This is a genomic window from Rhizobium sp. HT1-10, assembly GCF_049472505.1.
Lineage (GTDB): Bacteria > Pseudomonadota > Alphaproteobacteria > Rhizobiales > Rhizobiaceae > Rhizobium.
Map to the genome: position 1 here is coordinate 185846 of NZ_JBCEBQ010000003.1, position 17558 is coordinate 203403.

14 protein-coding genes are annotated in these 17558 nt (G+C 62.5%); 7 read left to right on the forward strand and 7 right to left on the reverse strand.

Annotated elements, in window-relative coordinates; genetic code table 11:
* Nucleotides 1-36 precede the first annotated feature (36 nt).
* Nucleotides 37-975: an extensin family protein gene (locus VH564_RS09520; RefSeq protein ID WP_423339586.1), complete on the reverse strand. Its 939-nt coding sequence runs from the start codon at nt 973-975 to the stop codon at nt 37-39.
* A 271-nt stretch (nt 976-1246) separates the two neighbouring features.
* Here VH564_RS09520 and VH564_RS09525 point away from each other — a divergent pair, with 271 nt between their 5' ends.
* The 3 genes from VH564_RS09525 to VH564_RS09535 all read left to right on the forward strand — a co-directional run bounded on the left by VH564_RS09525 (nt 1247) and on the right by VH564_RS09535 (nt 7849).
* Entirely contained in the window at nt 1247-3475 is a 2229-nt protein-coding gene (locus VH564_RS09525) for a TonB-dependent hemoglobin/transferrin/lactoferrin family receptor (protein ID WP_423339587.1), read from the forward strand.
* A 401-nt stretch (nt 3476-3876) separates the two neighbouring features.
* On the forward strand, nt 3877-5403 hold the full coding sequence (locus VH564_RS09530) for an ABC-F family ATP-binding cassette domain-containing protein (protein ID WP_423339588.1): 1527 nt from the start codon (nt 3877-3879) through the stop codon (nt 5401-5403).
* A gap of 256 nt (nt 5404-5659) precedes the next feature.
* The gene (locus VH564_RS09535; RefSeq protein ID WP_423339589.1) at nt 5660-7849 is read left to right on the forward strand and encodes an anthranilate synthase; all 2190 of its coding nucleotides are present in this window, start codon (nt 5660-5662) and stop codon (nt 7847-7849) included.
* Nucleotides 7850-7896: 47 nt separating this feature from the next.
* Here VH564_RS09535 and VH564_RS09540 read toward each other — a convergent pair whose 3' ends face one another.
* Together VH564_RS09540 and VH564_RS09545 are read right to left on the reverse strand one after the other, a co-directional pair.
* A complete protein-coding gene (locus VH564_RS09540) occupies nt 7897-8577 on the reverse strand; it encodes a GNAT family N-acetyltransferase (RefSeq protein ID WP_423339590.1) in 681 nt (226 codons plus the stop codon).
* Nucleotides 8574-9068, reverse strand: coding sequence for a MarR family winged helix-turn-helix transcriptional regulator (locus tag VH564_RS09545; RefSeq protein WP_423339591.1), 495 nt, complete (start codon nt 9066-9068; stop codon nt 8574-8576). The genes VH564_RS09540 and VH564_RS09545 overlap by 4 nt, the downstream gene beginning before the upstream one ends.
* A 283-nt stretch (nt 9069-9351) precedes the next feature.
* Here VH564_RS09545 and queF point away from each other — a divergent pair, with 283 nt between their 5' ends.
* On the forward strand, nt 9352-9816 hold the full coding sequence (gene queF, locus VH564_RS09550) for a preQ(1) synthase (RefSeq protein ID WP_423339592.1): 465 nt from the start codon (nt 9352-9354) through the stop codon (nt 9814-9816).
* A 59-nt stretch (nt 9817-9875) separates the two neighbouring features.
* Here the strand turns inward: queF and VH564_RS09555 are convergent, their stop codons facing one another.
* The gene (locus tag VH564_RS09555; RefSeq protein ID WP_423339593.1) at nt 9876-10688 is read right to left on the reverse strand and encodes a DUF2076 domain-containing protein; all 813 of its coding nucleotides are present in this window, start codon (nt 10686-10688) and stop codon (nt 9876-9878) included.
* Nucleotides 10689-10903: 215 nt separating this feature from the next.
* Between VH564_RS09555 and VH564_RS09560 the strand changes: the two genes are divergently transcribed.
* The 3 genes from VH564_RS09560 (at nt 10904) to leuA (ending at nt 14909) form a co-directional block, all read left to right on the forward strand.
* On the forward strand, nt 10904-11488 hold the full coding sequence (locus tag VH564_RS09560; protein ID WP_111222663.1) for an ATP-dependent Clp protease proteolytic subunit: 585 nt from the start codon (nt 10904-10906) through the stop codon (nt 11486-11488).
* Between the two features lie 177 nt (nt 11489-11665).
* A complete protein-coding gene (locus VH564_RS09565) occupies nt 11666-12850 on the forward strand; it encodes a benzoate/H(+) symporter BenE family transporter (RefSeq protein WP_423339594.1) in 1185 nt (394 codons plus the stop codon).
* 322 nt (nt 12851-13172) lie between these two features.
* Nucleotides 13173-14909, forward strand: coding sequence for a 2-isopropylmalate synthase (gene leuA / locus VH564_RS09570; RefSeq protein ID WP_423339595.1), 1737 nt, complete (start codon nt 13173-13175; stop codon nt 14907-14909).
* Nucleotides 14910-14994: 85 nt separating this feature from the next.
* Here the strand turns inward: leuA and VH564_RS09575 are convergent, their stop codons facing one another.
* The 3 genes from VH564_RS09575 to VH564_RS09585 all read right to left on the reverse strand — a co-directional run bounded on the left by VH564_RS09575 (nt 14995) and on the right by VH564_RS09585 (nt 17533).
* Nucleotides 14995-15834: an anti-sigma factor family protein gene (locus tag VH564_RS09575; protein ID WP_423339596.1), complete on the reverse strand. Its 840-nt coding sequence runs from the start codon at nt 15832-15834 to the stop codon at nt 14995-14997.
* Nucleotides 15831-16343, reverse strand: coding sequence for an RNA polymerase sigma factor (locus VH564_RS09580; protein ID WP_423339597.1), 513 nt, complete (start codon nt 16341-16343; stop codon nt 15831-15833). The genes VH564_RS09575 and VH564_RS09580 overlap by 4 nt, the downstream gene beginning before the upstream one ends.
* A 281-nt stretch (nt 16344-16624) precedes the next feature.
* On the reverse strand, nt 16625-17533 hold the full coding sequence (locus VH564_RS09585; RefSeq protein ID WP_423339598.1) for a metallophosphoesterase family protein: 909 nt from the start codon (nt 17531-17533) through the stop codon (nt 16625-16627).
* Between the last annotated feature and the right edge of the window lie 25 nt (nt 17534-17558).

A 17558-nucleotide genomic window follows, 5' to 3' on the forward strand; every position in this document is an offset into this window, starting at 1 on the left:
CGGGTTGCGCCGCCAAGTTGCTGATATTGACAGGTATCAGTGGCAGTAGCGGAAGTCGCCATTGCGCTTCAGAACGTCCATGTGGAAATGGTTCTCGTGGGCGGCATCGCTTTCCGGATCGAGGACGGTTGAAAAATACAGGCATCCGGAGGCACTTACGGCGCGCTGGAAGGCGCCGGTGAGGGTCGAATCCTCCTTGCGGGGCTGGACCTCGACCGTCGTGCCGTCCTTGAAGGTGAAGCTCGCAATGTCGATGGCGTTGCCGCGCGCGTGCTCCGAGATCTTGCCAGTCGTGCCATTGTTGCGCAGGCGGCAGATATAGGTCGAGGCCTGGTTGATGGTGACGATCGGGCCGGCTTTCGGCAGTGCCGCTTCGCCGGCCGGGATCACGCTTTCCTTCATCCAGTGCGACAGGGCCAGCGCGGCCTCGCAGCGCATCGTACCCTCCGGCTTGAATTTTATGCCGGGAAGTGCTTCCGACAGACTGATCGGCTTGTCGATGCCACAACCGTCGCCATCATCGATGCGGGGAATGTCCTTGAAGACGGCGCCCATCGCCTGCAGGTCCTTGACGCAGGCCTGGTGGTCGGCGTCGCTCTCCGGCTCGATTGTCAGCGGTTCGGGCGGCGGATTGCCCTTGCCGTCGGTGGCGTTCGAGACCGGTGACTTGTCCTCCTTGCCGCCGTCGTTGCCTTTGTCGGCTGGCTTGTCGGCGGGCGCTGCCGGTTTGTCCGCTGGCTCGCTGCCCTGTTTGTCTTTTGCATCGGTACCGTCAGGCGCCGCCGGCGTTGCGGGTTTCTCCGCTGGCGCGTCCGGTGCCTGTTGGGGCTTCGGCTCCGGGATGGGAGCAACGGGTTGCGACGTCTCTGCAGGCTTGCTGTCCGGGCGAGCCTCCGGCAGCGGTCCGCTCTCGGGCAGGGTGGCAGACGTCAGCAGCGCGACGCAGGCAAAGAGGGAAGCAATCCGGAAGAGCATATGGTTTCACCCGTTATGGTATCTGACGGGGTCGCAACGTTTCGAAGCCGTATTCGTTGCAGATGGGTCACAAAACTCGGCGAACCCATAAACATGACTAAGATATTCATGTTTATGGCGGCTCCATATATTGACAATCTTACTCATGTTTTTTATCGGGCAGAAAGGAGGCAAATATTTCTGCCTCGCTCCATCAGCCTAGCCAGCCCCTTGGGTGTTCACAGCGCACCAACCAGCCAGCCCGGTTCAGCATCTTTTGAGAGGAATGGTTATGGTTGCCCGGCAAACCCGCGCGCTTCTTTTGGCATGCACCACATTTTTGGCTTGCGATCTCGCTGCCGTCGTCGCGCGCGCGCAAACTGCGCCATCAAACGAGGCCGGCGATAGCGCCGGCAAGGGCGACCGCGTGACGCCGCTTCAGGCCATCGTCGTCAATGGCAAGGCGGCCAAAAGCGACAAGGACGTCCTGGCGGATAGTCCGACTACTACGGAGACGACGGCCGAGACGATCGACGACAAGCAGATCACCAGCTTCGAGGATCTCGGCCGCAGCACCGAAGTAGGCCTCGGTTTCGACCGGACGTCCGGCGGCGTCAACCTGCGCGGATTGCAGGACAACCGCATCCTCACCACGGTCGACGGCATCGAGATCCCCTATCTCCTCGATGGCGCACGGACCGCGGATGGCGGGATCAACGCCTTCGATTTTAACGCGCTCTCGGCAGTCGATGTCGTGCGTGGGGCGGATTCCAGCCGCGCCGGGTCGGGTGCTCTCGGCGGGGCCGTTGTGCTGCGGACCCTGGAGCCGGAGGATCTGATCGATCCGGGCCGCACCTGGGGTGGCGTTTTCAAGCTCGGCTACGACAGCAGCGACCGGAGCGCGGGTGGCTCGGCTGCCATCGCCAAGCGCATCGACAACACTGCCGTCCTCTTCGAAGGCGGCTATACGAAGGGTCATGAGACCGACAGCAAGGGCGATGTCGGCGGCTATGGTGCGAAACGTTCAGAAGCCAATCCGGCCGATTACGATCAGCGCAGCGGCCTGTTCAAGATCCGCCAGTACACCGATGTCGGCACCTTCGGGATCACCGCCGAGCACTTCAACAAGGACATCGACACCGACCTGAAGACCGCCCAGAGCCTGACCGGCAACTATCGTCCAGGCAACGACGACGGCAGCGAGGATGTCAGGCGCAACCGCGTGTCGCTCGACTACAAATACGATACCGGCAGTGCAGGCGATCTGGTGGATACGGCCAATGCCGTGTTCTTCTGGCAGGATCTGTTGCGCGAGAGCGGCACCGACGCCTATCGCTCGACATCTGTCATCGGCCCCTACACGCGCGACAACGAACTCGAGAACCGCAGCTTCGGCTTCAACGGGAATGCCTCCAAGGCATTCGACACCGGCAGCCTGCACCACACCCTGACCTTCGGCCTGAACGTCAGCTTCGACAAGACGTCGCAATATTCTGCCGGCACGGACAGCTGCGGACCCGGCCCATTCTCATCTTTTGCGGCGTGCAATTTCCTGCACACCAACCAGTCCGACATGCCTGACGTCGACGGCAAGCGCGTCGGTGCTTTCGTCGATGACAAGATCGCACTCGGCGACAGCCGGTTCTCGCTGACGCCCGGGCTGCGCTTCGACTGGTACGACTATGCGCCGAAGGAAACTGCCGCCTACACGCGGAGCGCCAACTACTCCGCCATGCCCGAAGGACAGAACGGAACGCGGTTCTCGCCGAAGCTGCGGGCCTCCTACGAGCCCGAGGATAATGTCGAGATCTACGCGCAGTGGGCGATGGGCTTCCGCGCGCCGAGCGTCACCGAACTCTACGAGAACTACGGCGTTCCCGGCGGCTATGTCAGCTACGGCAATCCGGATCTGAAGCCTGAAACCAGCAATGGCGTCGAGATCGGCACAAACCTCGGTGACAAGGAGTTCGGCGGGCATATCGGTGCCTACTACAATCGCTACAAGAATTTCATCGACAGCGAAAACTACGCCGATCCAACCCGGACCTATCCGCTCGGCATCACCGAATACTTCAACCGCGCCAATGTCCGCATCTTCGGGCTCGAACTCAGCGGCCACAAGACCTTCGACAACGGCATCCATGTCAGCGGCTCGCTCGCTTACGCGAACGGCAAGGATGCCGACAGCGGCGAGTATGTGGACTCGGTGGCGCCGGCCAAGGCGGCCTTCACCATCGGTTACGCGAAGGAAACCTGGGGAACGGATGCGACGCTGATCACCGCGACCAAGGAGCCGAAGAAGGACGGCGACACGTTCCGCACGCCCGGCTACGGCATCGTCGATCTCACCGCCTGGTGGAAGCCGGAACAGGTCAAGGGTCTGACGCTGCGGGCAGGGGTCTACAACGTCTTCGACAAGACCTATTACGACGCTCTCAATGTGAAATCTGTGGTGCAGCCGCCGGAATACTATTCCGAGGCTGGCCGGGCCTTCAAGCTGACGTTGACCCAGCGCTTCTAAGCGACTTGAACGAGATTTGGAAGGGCGGTGCTTCGGCATCGCCCTTCTGCCGTTGTCGATCAGGGATAGTTGAATTCCGCCGCTTTCGATGCTATCGAAATGGCTCAGTCTTTGAGAAAGGAGGGCCGAAATGATGACTTTCATCTGGCGTGATCGCCAGTTCGGCCCGAACCAAGCCCTGCGGATGCGTTTGCAGGGCTGATCAGAGGCTGTCACTCTCCTTACCCCATCTGGTCTGCCCTTTTGGCCGCAGCCGAGCATTGCCGCTCGTCTGCAAATCTATACCAACCGCGTCGAATTCGACGAGCGCGCGCCGTGCGCCTCGTCGCCTGCCCATGAAAAGCGGTCAGCAGAGCTGACGCCATCCGGCAGTTTTCGCGCGGTCAGACCAGAGAGACGACATGGCTTCGATCACCTTGCACAATCTCGCCGTCACCCTCGGCGAACCCCTGTTCTCCAACCTCAACTTCAGCCTGGGCGCCGGCGACCGCGTCGGTATCGTTGCTGCCAACGGCCGGGGCAAATCCACGCTTCTGAACTGCATTGCCGAGCGGCTCGAGCCCACGGCCGGAGACGTCACGCGGGCGCGGGGGCTCACCATCGGCTATGTGGAGCAGAACGTGGCTCCTGCCTTGGCTGAGATGTGCTTCCATGCCGCCGTCGGCGACGCACTTCCGGCGGATCAGGCCGATGGCGAGGGCTGGCGGGTCGATGTGATGCTCGATAGCTTCGATGTGCCCGAGGCCTTGCGTCAACGCCCGCTCGCGCAGCTGAGCGGCGGCTGGCAGCGGCTGGCGCTCGTTGCCCGGGCGGCAGTGACGGAGCCTGATGTGCTGCTGCTGGACGAGCCGACCAATCATCTCGATCTGTTCAAGATCGCGCTTCTCGAAAACTGGCTGAACGGGTTGCCGCGCGATACGGCGGTGCTGGTGGCAAGCCACGACCGGGCGTTCCTGGAGGCGACCACCAACCGCACGCTGTTCCTGCGCGCCGAGCAATCGCAGCAGTTCCAGCTTGCCTACAATCGGGCGAGGGCGGCGCTCGACACCATCGATGCGTCGGAGCAGCAGCGCTACGAGAAGGACCTGAAGACGGCGCAGCAGCTGCGGCGTCAGGCCGCCAAGCTTAACAATCTCGGCGTCAATTCCGGCAGCGATCTTCTGACCGTGAAGACTAGGCAGCTGAAGCAGCGGGCCGAACGGATCGAGGATGCGGCCCGTCCCGGCCACCGCGAACGTTCGGCCGGCGCCATCCGCCTTGCCAGCAGCGGCAGCCAGGCAAAGATCCTGGTGACCCTCGACGATGCCGCCGTCACGACCCCTGACGGCACCCTCCTGTTCAAGACCGGCAAGCTCTGGATCCGCCAGGGAGACCGCATCGTGCTGCTCGGACCGAACGGTGCCGGCAAGACACGGCTGATGGAGATGATCCGGCGCGCGGTCGAGACGCCTGCCGACGGGACGGCGGCAGTTCGCGCGACGCCCTCCCTCAAGCTCGGCTACAGCGATCAGGCACTGGCGCATCTTCCCGACGGCGATACGCCGATGGCGACGTTGACGCGGCTGTTCGCGCTGGGTGAGCCCAAGGCCCGCAGCCTGCTTGCCGGGGCCGGCATCCGCGTGGACATGCAGGGGCGGCCGACCGGGCGGCTTTCAGGCGGCCAGAAGGCACGCCTTGCCATGCTGGTCCTCAATCTCACCGCGCCGAATTTCCATCTGCTGGACGAGCCGACGAACCACCTCGATATCGAGGGGCAGGAGGCGCTCGAGGGCGAATTGCTGGCCGAGGAGGCGAGCTGCCTGCTTGTGTCGCACGACCGCAGCTTCGTGCGCGCGGTCGGCAACCGCTTCTGGCAGATCGTCCGCAAGCGGCTGGTCGAAGTCGATGGACCCGAGGCATTCTTCACCTCGGCCAGTCAGCCGGCTTGAGTTTGCAAGGTTTCGGGCGGTGATCGGCCGCCCGAAATTTTCCCTCCGATTGCGGCTTGCGCATCGCTGCGTCCCGCGCTAACAATTTGCGCATGAACATGTCTTCGAACATTGCATCGTGGTGGTGGGCTCGCTAACAGCGGCCTCGACCCATCGTGTTCAAAGACGACGAGTAAGCCGCCCGAGAGTTTCAGGCGGCTTTTTTTGTATTTAAGCGCCTGTCGTCCCGGGCAAAGAATGAAGCGGAGAGACGGTCATGGTTACGATCCTGCGGGATGACGGTGCGGAAATCTACGAGACCAAGGGCGGAATTACGGTGACGCGCCAGCGTCGGCCCATTCCCTATGACGATGCGGTTTCTTCCTACATCGACAAGCTCGACGAGCGCCGCGGCGCGGTGTTTTCATCGAACTACGAATATCCGGGCCGCTATACCCGCTGGGACACTGCCGTCGTCGATCCGCCGATCGGTATCTCGTGCTTCGGCCGCAATGTCTGGATCGAAGCCTATAACGAGCGCGGCGAGGTCATCCTCGGCTTCATCACGGAGCGGCTTCAGACGGTGCGGGAACTGGCGCTCGGTGCCTCGACGCCCCGCCGGCTCGATCTGACCGTCAAGGCGCCGGATCGTGTCTTCACCGAAGAAGAACGCTCGAAGATGCCGACGGTCTTTACCGTGCTGCGGGCAGTCACCGATCTGTTCTACTCGCAGGCGGATGCGGCGCTGGGCCTCTACGGCGCTTTCGGCTACGATCTCGCCTTCCAGTTCGATTCCATCGACCTGAAACTGAAGCGCCCCGATGACCAGCGCGACATGGTGCTGTTTCTCCCCGATGAAATCCTCGTCGTCGACAACTATTCCGCCAAGGCCTGGATCGACCGCTATGATTTCGAGAAGGGCGGGCTGACCACCGATGGCAAAGCGGGCGATATTCCGGCCGAACCCTTCGAGCACACCGCGACCATTCCGCCGAAGAGCGATCACCGGCCGGGCGAGTTCGCCGAGCTGGTGACCAAGGCCAAGGAAAGCTTTCGCAAGGGCGACCTGTTCGAGGTCGTGCCCGGGCAGAAATTCATGGAGCGCTGCGACAGCAAGCCTTCGGATATTTCCAAGCGGCTGAAGGCGATCAATCCGTCGCCCTATTCCTTCTTCATCAATCTCGGCCATCAGGAATACCTGGTCGGCGCTTCGCCCGAAATGTTCGTGCGCGTCTCCGGCCGGCGCATCGAGACCTGCCCGATCTCGGGCACGATCAAGCGCGGCGAAGACCCGATTGCCGACAGCGAGCAGATCCTGAAGCTGCTGAATTCCAAGAAGGACGAATCCGAACTCACCATGTGCTCGGATGTCGACCGCAACGACAAGAGCCGCGTCTGCGAGCCGGGCTCGGTCAAGGTCATCGGCCGCCGTCAGATCGAGATGTATTCGCGCCTGATCCATACCGTCGACCACATCGAGGGACGTCTGCGCGACGACATGGATGCCTTCGACGGCTTCCTCTCCCACGCCTGGGCGGTTACCGTCACCGGTGCGCCGAAGCTGTGGGCGATGCGGTTCATTGAATCCCGCGAGAAGAACCCGCGCGCCTGGTACGGCGGCGCCATCGGCATGGTCGGCTTCAACGGCGACATGAACACCGGTCTGACGCTGCGCACCGTGCGCATCAAGGACGGTATTGCCGAGGTGCGGGCCGGTGCTACACTGCTCAACGACTCCATTCCCGAAGAGGAAGAAGCCGAAACCGAACTGAAGGCGTCCGCCATGCTGTCTGCCATCCGCGATGCCAAGGCTGCCGTTTCCGGAAAGACCAAGCGCGATGTCGCCTCGGTCGGCAAGGGCGTCAGCATCCTGTTGATCGACCATGAGGACAGTTTCGTCCACACGCTCGCCAACTATTTCCGCCAGACCGGCGCCACCGTCTCGACGGTGCGCACGCCGGTGCCCGAAGAGGTGTTCGACCGGCTGAACCCCGATCTGGTGGTTCTGTCGCCGGGGCCCGGCAATCCGAAGGATTTCGACTGCAAGGCGACGATCAAGAAGGCACGGGCGCGCAACCTGCCGATCTTCGGCGTCTGCCTCGGCTTGCAGGCGCTGGCCGAAGCCTATGGTGGCGACCTTCGGCAGTTGGCGATACCAATGCACGGCAAGCCCTCGCGCATCCGCGTCCTCGAACCCGGTATCGTGTTCTCCGGTCTCGCCAAGGAAGTGACCGTCGGCCGCTACCACTCGATCTTCGCCGATCCCTCGACCCTGCCGCGTGACTTCATGATCACGGCGGAAAGCGAGGACGGCACGATCATGGGCATCGAGCACACCAAGGAGCCGGTCGCTGCGGTGCAGTTCCACCCGGAATCGATCATGACGCTCGGCGGCGATGCCGGCATGCGGATGATCGAGAATGTCGTGGCCAATCTGGCGCGGCGGGCCAAGACCAAGGCGGCCTGATTTCGGCATACAGACGGCGGGTCAGGCCTGCCGTCTGTATTGATATTCTACGAGGGAAGCTGCACGGCCCGCATGTTCATGGCGGAACGGATGCTGAAGCCGAGGGCCTTGTAGAGGCCGACCGCCGGCGTGTTGCTGGCATAGGCATGCAGGAAGCTTATCTCGCCCCGGGCGGCAATCTCGCCGGCGACGAAGCGAAACAACAGGGTGCCGAAGCCACGCCCCTGGAAATCCGGATGGGTACACAGCCCGCTCAGTTCCCCATAGCCGGGCACGCGCATCCGCTGGCCGGCCATCGCCACCAGCCGACCGTCAACCTTGACGCCCCAGAACTGGCCCAGCCGCTGCGCGCCGAGAGTGAATGGGCCGGGCTTGGTCAATAGTGCCAGTGCCAGCATGTCCGCGGCATCGCTGTCGTCAAGCGGTTCGATCCGGGGATCGGTGATCCGCTCATGCGGCCGGTCGGCGGTCATCTGGACGAGCTCGCCCTCTGCGACCACGGCAAGCTGCGGTGGAAGGACAATCGGATTGGCCTGCACGAGGATCATGGTTTCGCCGGGGCCGGGCAGAGCCGCCAGGGCGGCGAGGCTCTCGGGCGTATCGTCCGCTGCGGCGGCGAATGGTACGATCGACGGCGGAAAGCGCACAGCCAGCGGTCGCCCGATGGCGAGCGGCGCATGGGATGTGTGCAGCGTGTTCCAGACGGGCCGGTCGAGTATGTGCGTCACGGCTTTTCCTCCGCATTGTTCTGTGCCCTGCGGCAAAGCGACATCGCGGCAAGGCGATCCTCGATGCCATCAAGCTGTCCGAGAAGCGGTCCCGTAAGGTCAGCGCAGATCTCGCGTACCGCAGCCTCGATCCTCGGCCAGACCTGCTGTTTCGAATGGTCGACAAGCGCCTGACCGGCTGTTGTCAGCGAGACGAGTTTGCGGCGCTGGTCCTCATCGGACGCCCGCATTTCGACGAGGCCGAGCTCGACCAGCTGAGCCAGAGTTCGCGTCGCACCGGGTTGCGTAATGCCGACCGCCTCCGCCAGCTCGCCGATGGCAAGTGGGCTCGACCGGTCGAGCGTTGCCAGGAACGGATATTGCCCCACCTGGATGGCGACGCCGAGCTCCGAGATGATCTCCTGCGTGTCCGCCTGCAGGCGCTCGCCGATCCGGCGGAAGCGGCTGCCGATGCAGAGATAACCATATGCCCTGACGATGTCCTCCACCAAGACCTGCTCCTCTTCTTTGCAACACAGGTTATATAACAGGTGAACTAAATTTCGCAATAGACTTTGGCTGACCCGCTGATGGTCAGGGTTGGAGGCGCGAGGGAGGGGCGGCTTCGGCATGTGCGTCTTTGCGTTCGCCGCGTCTTTCCTGCAGGTGCAGCCGGTTTGCGATTGCCTCAAAGATGCCGTAGGGGATAGCCATGCGAGCAGCGAAACAATCAGCCAAGACGCCCGGAGCGTGATTTCCGGCGCCTGCGACCCATGACGAAGGAGGCTTGAAGCCATGCCCAACACCGATGTTTCCGGCCTGTCCATGCTCGGCAGCCAAACAGAAACACCCACCAGTCCCGAGATGGCCGTTCTCGAGAAAGTGCCGGCCACGCATCAGGGCACCGACTATCTCGTGCGCTTCACCGCGCCGGAATTCACATCGCTCTGCCCGATGACCGGCCAGCCGGATTTCGCGCATATCGTTATCGACTACGTGCCCGGCGAATGGCTGGTGGAATCGAAGTCGCTGAAACTCTTCCTGCATGCCTTCCGCAATCACGGCGCCTTCCACGAGGATTGCTCGGTTTATATCGCCAAGCGGATCGTCGAGCTGCTGCAGCCGAAATGGCTGCGGATCGGTGCCTACTGGTATCCGCGCGGCGGCATTCCGATCGACGTCTTCTGGCAGACGGGAAAGCCGCCGGAAGGCCTGTGGCTGCCCGACCAGGGCGTGCCGACCTATCGCGGTCGCGGCTAAAGGGCACGAAAATGCCGCGCTTCGGGAGAAGCGCGGCTCGATCAGAATGCGGTTAGGCCTCAGACGTTGAAGCTGTCATCGCCGCCGTCATCGTAGGAATTGTCGAAGTCGTTGTCGCTGTCGTCGCTGACGAGGTTCTGGTCGTTGGAATTGTCGTCCTTGCCGCCGCCATTATCGTTGTTGTTCGTGTCGCCATAGTAGTTGTTGACGACCGTTTCCTCGACGGCCGGTGTGGCGGCCGCTGCCGGGGCTGCCGCTGCAGCACCGAGGCCGCCAAGACCTGCGGCAGCGCCACCGATATGCGGGCTAAACAGGCTGCTCAGCGATTCCGCCAGCATGACACCGCCGGCAACGCCAGCTGCGGTTCCAAGAGCGCCGCGCAGGAACCCGCCTCCGCTGGACTGGGCCTGCGGCTGCTGGCTCCACGGGCCGGTCGGCTGCTGCTGCTGGCTCTGTCCCCAGGGACCAGGCTGCGGCTGCGAATAGCCTTGCTGCTGCGGGGCATAGCCTTGCTGCTGGCCGTAGCCCTGCTGGGACGGCGCGGGGCGCTGCGGGGCCGGCGGGGTGCTGCTGCCGAAGATCGAGCCAAGGCCGCCCAAGAAGCTGCCGCCGCCCTGGGAGGCCGGGGCCGGGCGATCGGCGTTTTCCTGCAGGTCCTTGACCTGATCCTCGAGCTGCTTGATGCGGTCGGCGGCCGCCTTCATGCCCTGCTCCTGGATGATCACCGCCTGGGCGAGCAGGTAGGGCGCGGTGGGGTTGTCGCGCACCGACTGGGTGATGAAGGCCTCGGCGTCGGCATCGCGCGGCGTCGCCGCTGCGGCTTTGACGCGGTCGAAGAGAGAGCTAAGCAGTTGACGTTCTTCGGGCGACATGATGGCTCCATGAAAACTTTGATGCGATTTCTTATCGCATCACCTGACGTAGGTAGGGATTTCGGCTTTTCAAAGCCCTGCGAGGTTACATTTCGGTAAGGGCAGGGCGTCAAGGATATCTTCACCCGTTCCGTGGCTTGTCTTTTTCCCGCATTGTTTTACGCATGGAACAGCATTATGTCGGGCACACGACAAATCACGGTGGAGAGTTGTTCATGAACGACGACGAACAGGAAGACAAGAAGACGGAACTGCCGCTTGGCAAGGAAACGGAGGCGAATCTCTTCAAGTCGCGTTCGATCTTCATCTATGGCGGCATCACGCAGGAACTGGCCCAGAAGGTCTGCTCGCAGCTGGTCGCCCTTGCCGCCGCCAGCGACGAAGACATCCGCATCTATGTCAGCTCGCCCGGCGGTCACGTCGAGTCAGGCGATTCGATCCATGACATGATCAAGTTCATCAAGCCGAAGGTCTGGATCATCGGAACCGGCTGGGTTGCGTCTGCCGGCGCGCTGATCTTCGTCAGCGTTCCCAAGGAGCGCCGCCTTTGCCTGCCGAACACCCGCTTCCTGCTGCACCAGCCCTCCGGCGGCACGCGCGGCATGGCTTCGGACATCGAGATCCAGGCGCGCGAGATCATCAAGATGAACGAGCGCCTGAACCGCATCTTCGCGGCCGCCACCGGCCAGCCGCTCGAAAAGATCGCCAAGGACACCGACCGCGACTACTGGCTCTCGGCCGAAGACGCCAAGACCTACGGTCTGGTTTCCCGCATCGTGACCTCGCAAAGCGAAGTCTGATAGCTTGTCACGATGCGCCCCTGCCTGCTTGAATGCGGGCGGGGGCGCTTTTTTATTGGCCGTCCCAGACGGTACAGTCTTTGGCGTCAGCGACGGAATGCCAGAGGAAGGGCCTTGCATCACGCCCAGCTCTAATGCTCCATGATGCGTCCCGCATCCCCGAGTCCGTGACTTACCATGCTCAAAGAAATCTCCCCCCAAGCCATCTTCATGGGCTGCCTCACCGCCTTTGTCGGCTTCGCCAGTTCCTTCGCGGTCGTCCTCCACGGACTGCAGGCGGTCGGGGCCACCGATGCACAGGCAGCGTCGGGACTGATGGTGCTGTCGATCGCCATGGGGCTCTGTGCCATCGTCATCAGCCTGTCGACGAAGTTGCCGGTCAGCATTGCTTGGTCGACGCCAGGGGCGGCGCTGCTCGCGAGCACAGGTGCGATTTCGGGCGGATTTCCGGCCGCCGTCGGCGCCTTCTTGGTTTGTGCCGTGCTTATCATCGTCGCCGGGCTGTTCCGGCCTCTCGGCCGTGCTGTCGCGTCCATTCCTTCGCCGCTTGCCAATGCGATGCTTGCAGGCGTGCTGATCGGCCTCTGTTTCGCGCCGGTCAAGGCGATTGCCTTCAACCCATTGCTCGGACTGCCGATCGTTCTGGCATGGATCGTCGTCGGCGCGTTCAAGCGTCTCTGGGCCGTACCGGCGGCGCTGGCCGCTTTCGTGCTGGTGCTGGCTTTCGGCATCGAGATGCCGGCGGGCGCCATGTCGACCATCGGTCAGTCCTTGCTGCCGCATATCGAGCTAGTCCAGCCGCTGTTCAGCGTGGCGGGCCTTGTGTCGATTGCGCTGCCGCTTTTCATCGTCACCATGGCCTCGCAGAATATTCCCGGCATCGCCGTCCTCAAGGTCAACGACTACAATCCGAAGCCGGGCCCGCTATTTGCAGTGACCGGGCTGTTTTCGCTGCTGAGCACGCCTTTCGGCGGGCACGCCGTCAACCTTGCGGCGATCACGGCCGCCATGTGCGCCGGCCGGGATGCCCATGCCGATCCTGACCGCCGCTACTGGGCCGCAGTGGTGGCCGGGATCGTCTACATCATCTTCGGGCTTCTGGCCGGCGCCGTCACCGCCTTCGTGGCGCTGGCGCCGCCTATTCTGATCGAGGCGGTGGCCGGTCTTGCACTGATCGGCGCTTTCTCCGCCTCTGCCATGGCAGCCTACCAGCAGCCGGAAAACCGGGAGGCGGCGGCAGTGACATTCCTCGTGACCGCCTCGGGCGTGTCCTTCGGCGGCATTTCAGGGGCTTTCTGGGGCTTGATTGCCGGAGGGATGATGATGGCCCTGCAGCGATTGGTGCAAATGGCGAAAGACTAGGCGGGGGTTGCTTCTTTTTTGTCCGACAGCTATAAGCCAACCCATGAAGTCCACAGGCGCCCATATTTCAAAGCAGATTGCACGCGGCCGTATTGCCCTGCGTGACCATTCGCGCGCCTTCACCTCGCTTCTTCTCCTCGGCCTTACGCGCGGTTGCCGGGTCCCCTGAGGAGCGCCCGGCGGCCGACAAGCCCGCCCGGCATTCGCTCCTCGATCCCGTATCCGACAATTTTTCAAGGCCACTTTCAACGCCGCTTTTGTCATCGCCAAGCCACAGCCGATCGGCTATGAGGCAGGCAATCGACGGCACGAGGACAAGACGATGGACGCACAGAATCAAGCCAACAAGTCTCCCGCTGCAAAATCCCGTTTCAAAGGCATGGCCGATGCCGCGGAAAAATACCGCGCCTATCCGCAGGTAGCTATTCCCGACCGCACCTGGCCTTCGAAGACCCTGACTAAGCCGCCGATCTGGTGCTCGGTCGATCTGCGCGACGGCAACCAGGCTTTGGTCGACCCGATGGGCCACGACCGAAAGGCCCGCATGTTCCAGCTGCTGTTGGAAATGGGCTTCAAGGAAATCGAGATCGGCTTTCCGTCGGCCTCGCAGACCGATTTCGATTTTGCCCGCTGGTGCATCGAGGAGGGCAACGTCTCCGATGACGTGTCGCTGCAGGTGCTGGTGCAGTGCCGGCCGGAATTGATTACCCGCACGTTCGAATCGCTGCAGGGCGCCAAGCGGCCGATCGTCCATTTCTACAATTCGACCAGTGAGTTGCAGCGCCGCGTGGTGTTTGCGAAGGACGTGCACGGGATCAAGCAGATTGCCGTCGATGCGGCCAAGATGATCACCGACATGGCGGCCAAGGCGGGCGGCGACTACCGCTTCGAATATTCGCCGGAGAGCTTTACCGGCACCGAGCTGGATGTGGCGCTGGAGATCTGCAACGCCGTCATCGCCGAAGTGCGGCCGACTGCCGACAACAAGCTGATCATCAACCTGCCGTCGACTGTCGAGATGGCGACGCCGAACGTCTATGCCGACCAGATCGAGTGGATGTGCCGCAACCTCGACAACCGCGAGAACCTGATCATCTCGCTGCATCCGCACAACGACCGCGGCACCGGCATCGCTGCTGCCGAACTGGGCCTGCTGGCCGGCGCCGACCGCGTCGAGGGCACGCTGTTCGGCAATGGCGAGCGCACCGGCAATGTCGATGTGGTGACCATGGCGCTGAACATGTTCACGCAAGGGGTCGACCCCGAGATCGACTGCTCCGATATCGAGCGGATCAAGGAAGTCTACGAATATTCGAACCAGATGACGATTGCCGAGCGCCACCCTTACGTCGGCGAACTGGTCTACACGGCTTTTTCGGGCTCGCATCAGGATGCGATCAACAAGGGCATGAAGGCCAGCAAGACTGCCAATACCTCCATCTGGGAAGTGCCCTATCTGCCGATCGATCCGCAGGATGTCGGACGCTCCTACGAGGCGATCATCCGCATCAACTCGCAGTCCGGCAAGGGCGGCATCGCCTATATCCTGCAGCAGGACTACGGTCTGAACCTGCCGCGCAACCTGCAGGTCGAGTTCCGCGAGGAGATCCAGCACATCACCGATGTCGAGGGCAAGGAGCTGCCGGCCAAGCGGATCTATGATCGCTTCATGGAGCTCTATGTCCACCAGACGGATGCACGGCTGCGCTTCGTCGATTTCCACAGCTTCGCCAGCCCGGAGCGCAAGGGTCAAACGATCGTTGCCGCCGAGATCACCGATAACGGCGAACTGAAACGCATCGAGGGCAAGGGCAACGGGCCGATCGATGGTTTCATCAATGCACTGTCGGTCTATCTCGGTGTTGAAATGTCGGTCGAGGATTACTCGGAGCACTCACTCCAGCACGGCTCGAATGCCGCGGCGATCTCCTACGTCGAGACGTCCTATCCGGGTGGAAAATTGTTCGGTGCCGGCGTCAACACCAACATCGTCGCAGCCTCGCTGGAGGCGATCGTCTCCGCGGCCAACCGTGTTCTCGCCTTGAAGGCAAAAGCTTGAATTTGCTTTTCAAGGCACTGCTCAGATAAGACAAAAGAAAATGGCGGCCTCACGGGCCGCCATTTTTCGTCAGAGAACAATGCAGTCAGATCCCGACCGAGACGCGGTTGGCGATATCGTCGAGGAGGGCGTCCGAGGAGGCGCCGACAACGGCATAGCCGGTGCCGCCGCGATGCCAGGGTATGACGCCGATGTCGTCCTTGATGATCTCGTTGAAGTCGTTGGTGTCGTTCGCCATGCTCTCCTTGAAGAAGCAGACCGAGATGATTTCACCATCGATGTTGCGGTAGACCAGTTGTCCGGTGGGCTTGCCGGCTGCCACCAGCAGACGCGCGCCCTGGAAAGACAGTCCCGCGCCGGAGAGGTCCGGCAGGCTGAACTTGACACCGACGGCGGATGTCAGCCAAGCGAGGATTTCATCCGTCTGATTGGGCCCGAGTTCGACAACGTGGCTCGTCTGTCGCAGGTAGATCCGTTGGGCTGCAGCGATGTCATCGGGCCAGGTGCGCCCCTGGTTCGGCGTCAAGGGTAAGGTGATGCGGGCAGCGCCCGGCTGGCTGCCGAAGAAATAGCCGATGCCGCCACCGATGACGAACAGGATCAGGGCGGCGGCGAGCGCCTGTTTGCCCGACGGCGCCAGTTTGACTGCCGGACGGGCAAGCCGCCGAACGTCCCGCGCCTTGGGTTCCGGTGCGCTCTTGATCGAGCGGACGAGGGCCAGCGGCACAGGCTCCTTCAGTAGTTCATCAAAGGCCTTGCGGCCCATTTCCGAGCCTCGGCGCAGATTGTCGTAGACCTTGTGGGTGTCGGCGTCGCCGGCCAGAAGCTCATCCAACGCCTGCTTTTCCTCGTGGCTGGCCTCGCCGTCGATATAGGCGGCCAGCCGTGCCTCGATGGGGGGCTTGCGGTGATCCTTCACGGTCATGACCTCTGGCTATGGCGGCTAAGCCCGCCGGCGGCGAAGGCCAGACGCGCACTGGCAAGCCGCGATGCGACCACCGACTGCGGAATGCCGAGTATATCGGCCGTCTGCTTGTAGCTGTGGCCTTCGACATCGACCAGCAGGAATATGCTGGCGAGACCATCGGGCAGAGCGCTGACCGCCTGATGGCTGTCGCTTTTCTCGGGCGCATGCAGTTGATGCAGCGTCGCTTGACCCGGCTGCACGGCAGTAGGCCTCGAGGAGCCGGCACGGAGGCGGTGGCGGCGGGATTCCTCGACCCACAACTGTCTGGTCATCGCATAGAGCCAGCTTTCCAAACGGCCTTCATTGTTCCAAAGGTGGATCTTGACCACGCTTCGCTGACAGACCTTCTGCAGCAGTTCGTCGGCCTCAGCGACGTCACCGGTGAGAGTGACCGCGAAGCGGCGAAGCTTCGGCAGGAGGCCAACCAGATCGCGTCGGATGTCCGGAGCAGCTAAGGAAGCAGGCATTGTCTTTCCACGATAGGTTTAACCGCCGTCGGGCCCAATATGGGCAGGCTGGTGTCAACGACAACGCGTAGAGGACGCGCATCAGCGTTGCGGGCTGATGTCGATCGACGCATCTCAAAGCACATCCATGACGCTCATATGACCACTTCGCAGCCATTTCCGCAAGCCTGCTGACAGCGAGATCGGTGGCAGAAGGCGGTTTCCCGGCGCCAATCATCTGTTTTTTCGAATAAACGCATGTGTCTCCCCGACACCATCCGGGCGAGCGGATCCGGCGTCGATCAAGGCGCCAGAATATCGATGCCTTCGGCGGAAACGCCGTCACCTGTGGAATTGAGGCCGAAGCGTTCTGCCTTGAGGTCCCAGGCGCCCGGACCGCCCGATATGGAGAAAAGGTTGTAGGTCGCCGGTGGCTTCGAGCCGCCAAGACCCTGCGATGCAGAGGCGACGCCAACAACAGGCACGCGCCCCTGCGGTCCGCGCAGCCAGTGCAGCGTGTTGAGGTGGGTATGGCCGTGCAACACCAGCTCGGCCCCCCCGGTCGAGACGACGGCGGCAAAGCGGCGGATGCCGATCATCCGTTTGTGGAAGGATGCGGCGCCGCGGATCGGCGGGTGGTGGATCATGATCACGCGGAAAAGCCCGGCCTCGCCGGCGGCCCGAAGCATGTGCACCGTCTCGCGCGCCTGGCGGGAGCCGAAAAAACCACTGGCGGCAAAGGGCAGGGTGGCCACGGCCGTCGAGCAGCCGATGATGGCAACGCGGTCTCGCACACGCAGATAGGGGAAGACGTGAATGTCCTCTTCCCAGCCTGCCGGTGCCAGGTCGCCTTTCACGTAGGGGTACCAGGCCCGCACTGATTTCTCGTAGGATCCGGGCACATAGGCGTCGTGGTTGCCGGGCACGACGGAGGTGGATGTCGGCGGTCCCACCGTCGCCAGCCATTCGGCGGCGGTGCGCACCTCGATCTTGGTGCCGAGATTGACGAGATCGCCTGTTATGGCAAGGTGATCAACCTGTTTCGCGCTGATGTCGGCCAGAAGAAGATCGAGTGTATCGCCGAAAAGATGCTTGCGCCGGTTTCGGTGCCAATTCACGAACCCGGTAATGCGTTTGGATGCGAGTTCCCACAGGGAAAGCCGTGGAAGTGGCCCGAGATGGATATCGGAGATATGCGCGAGCTTGAACATGGGTGAGACATAGAACACTCTTGTG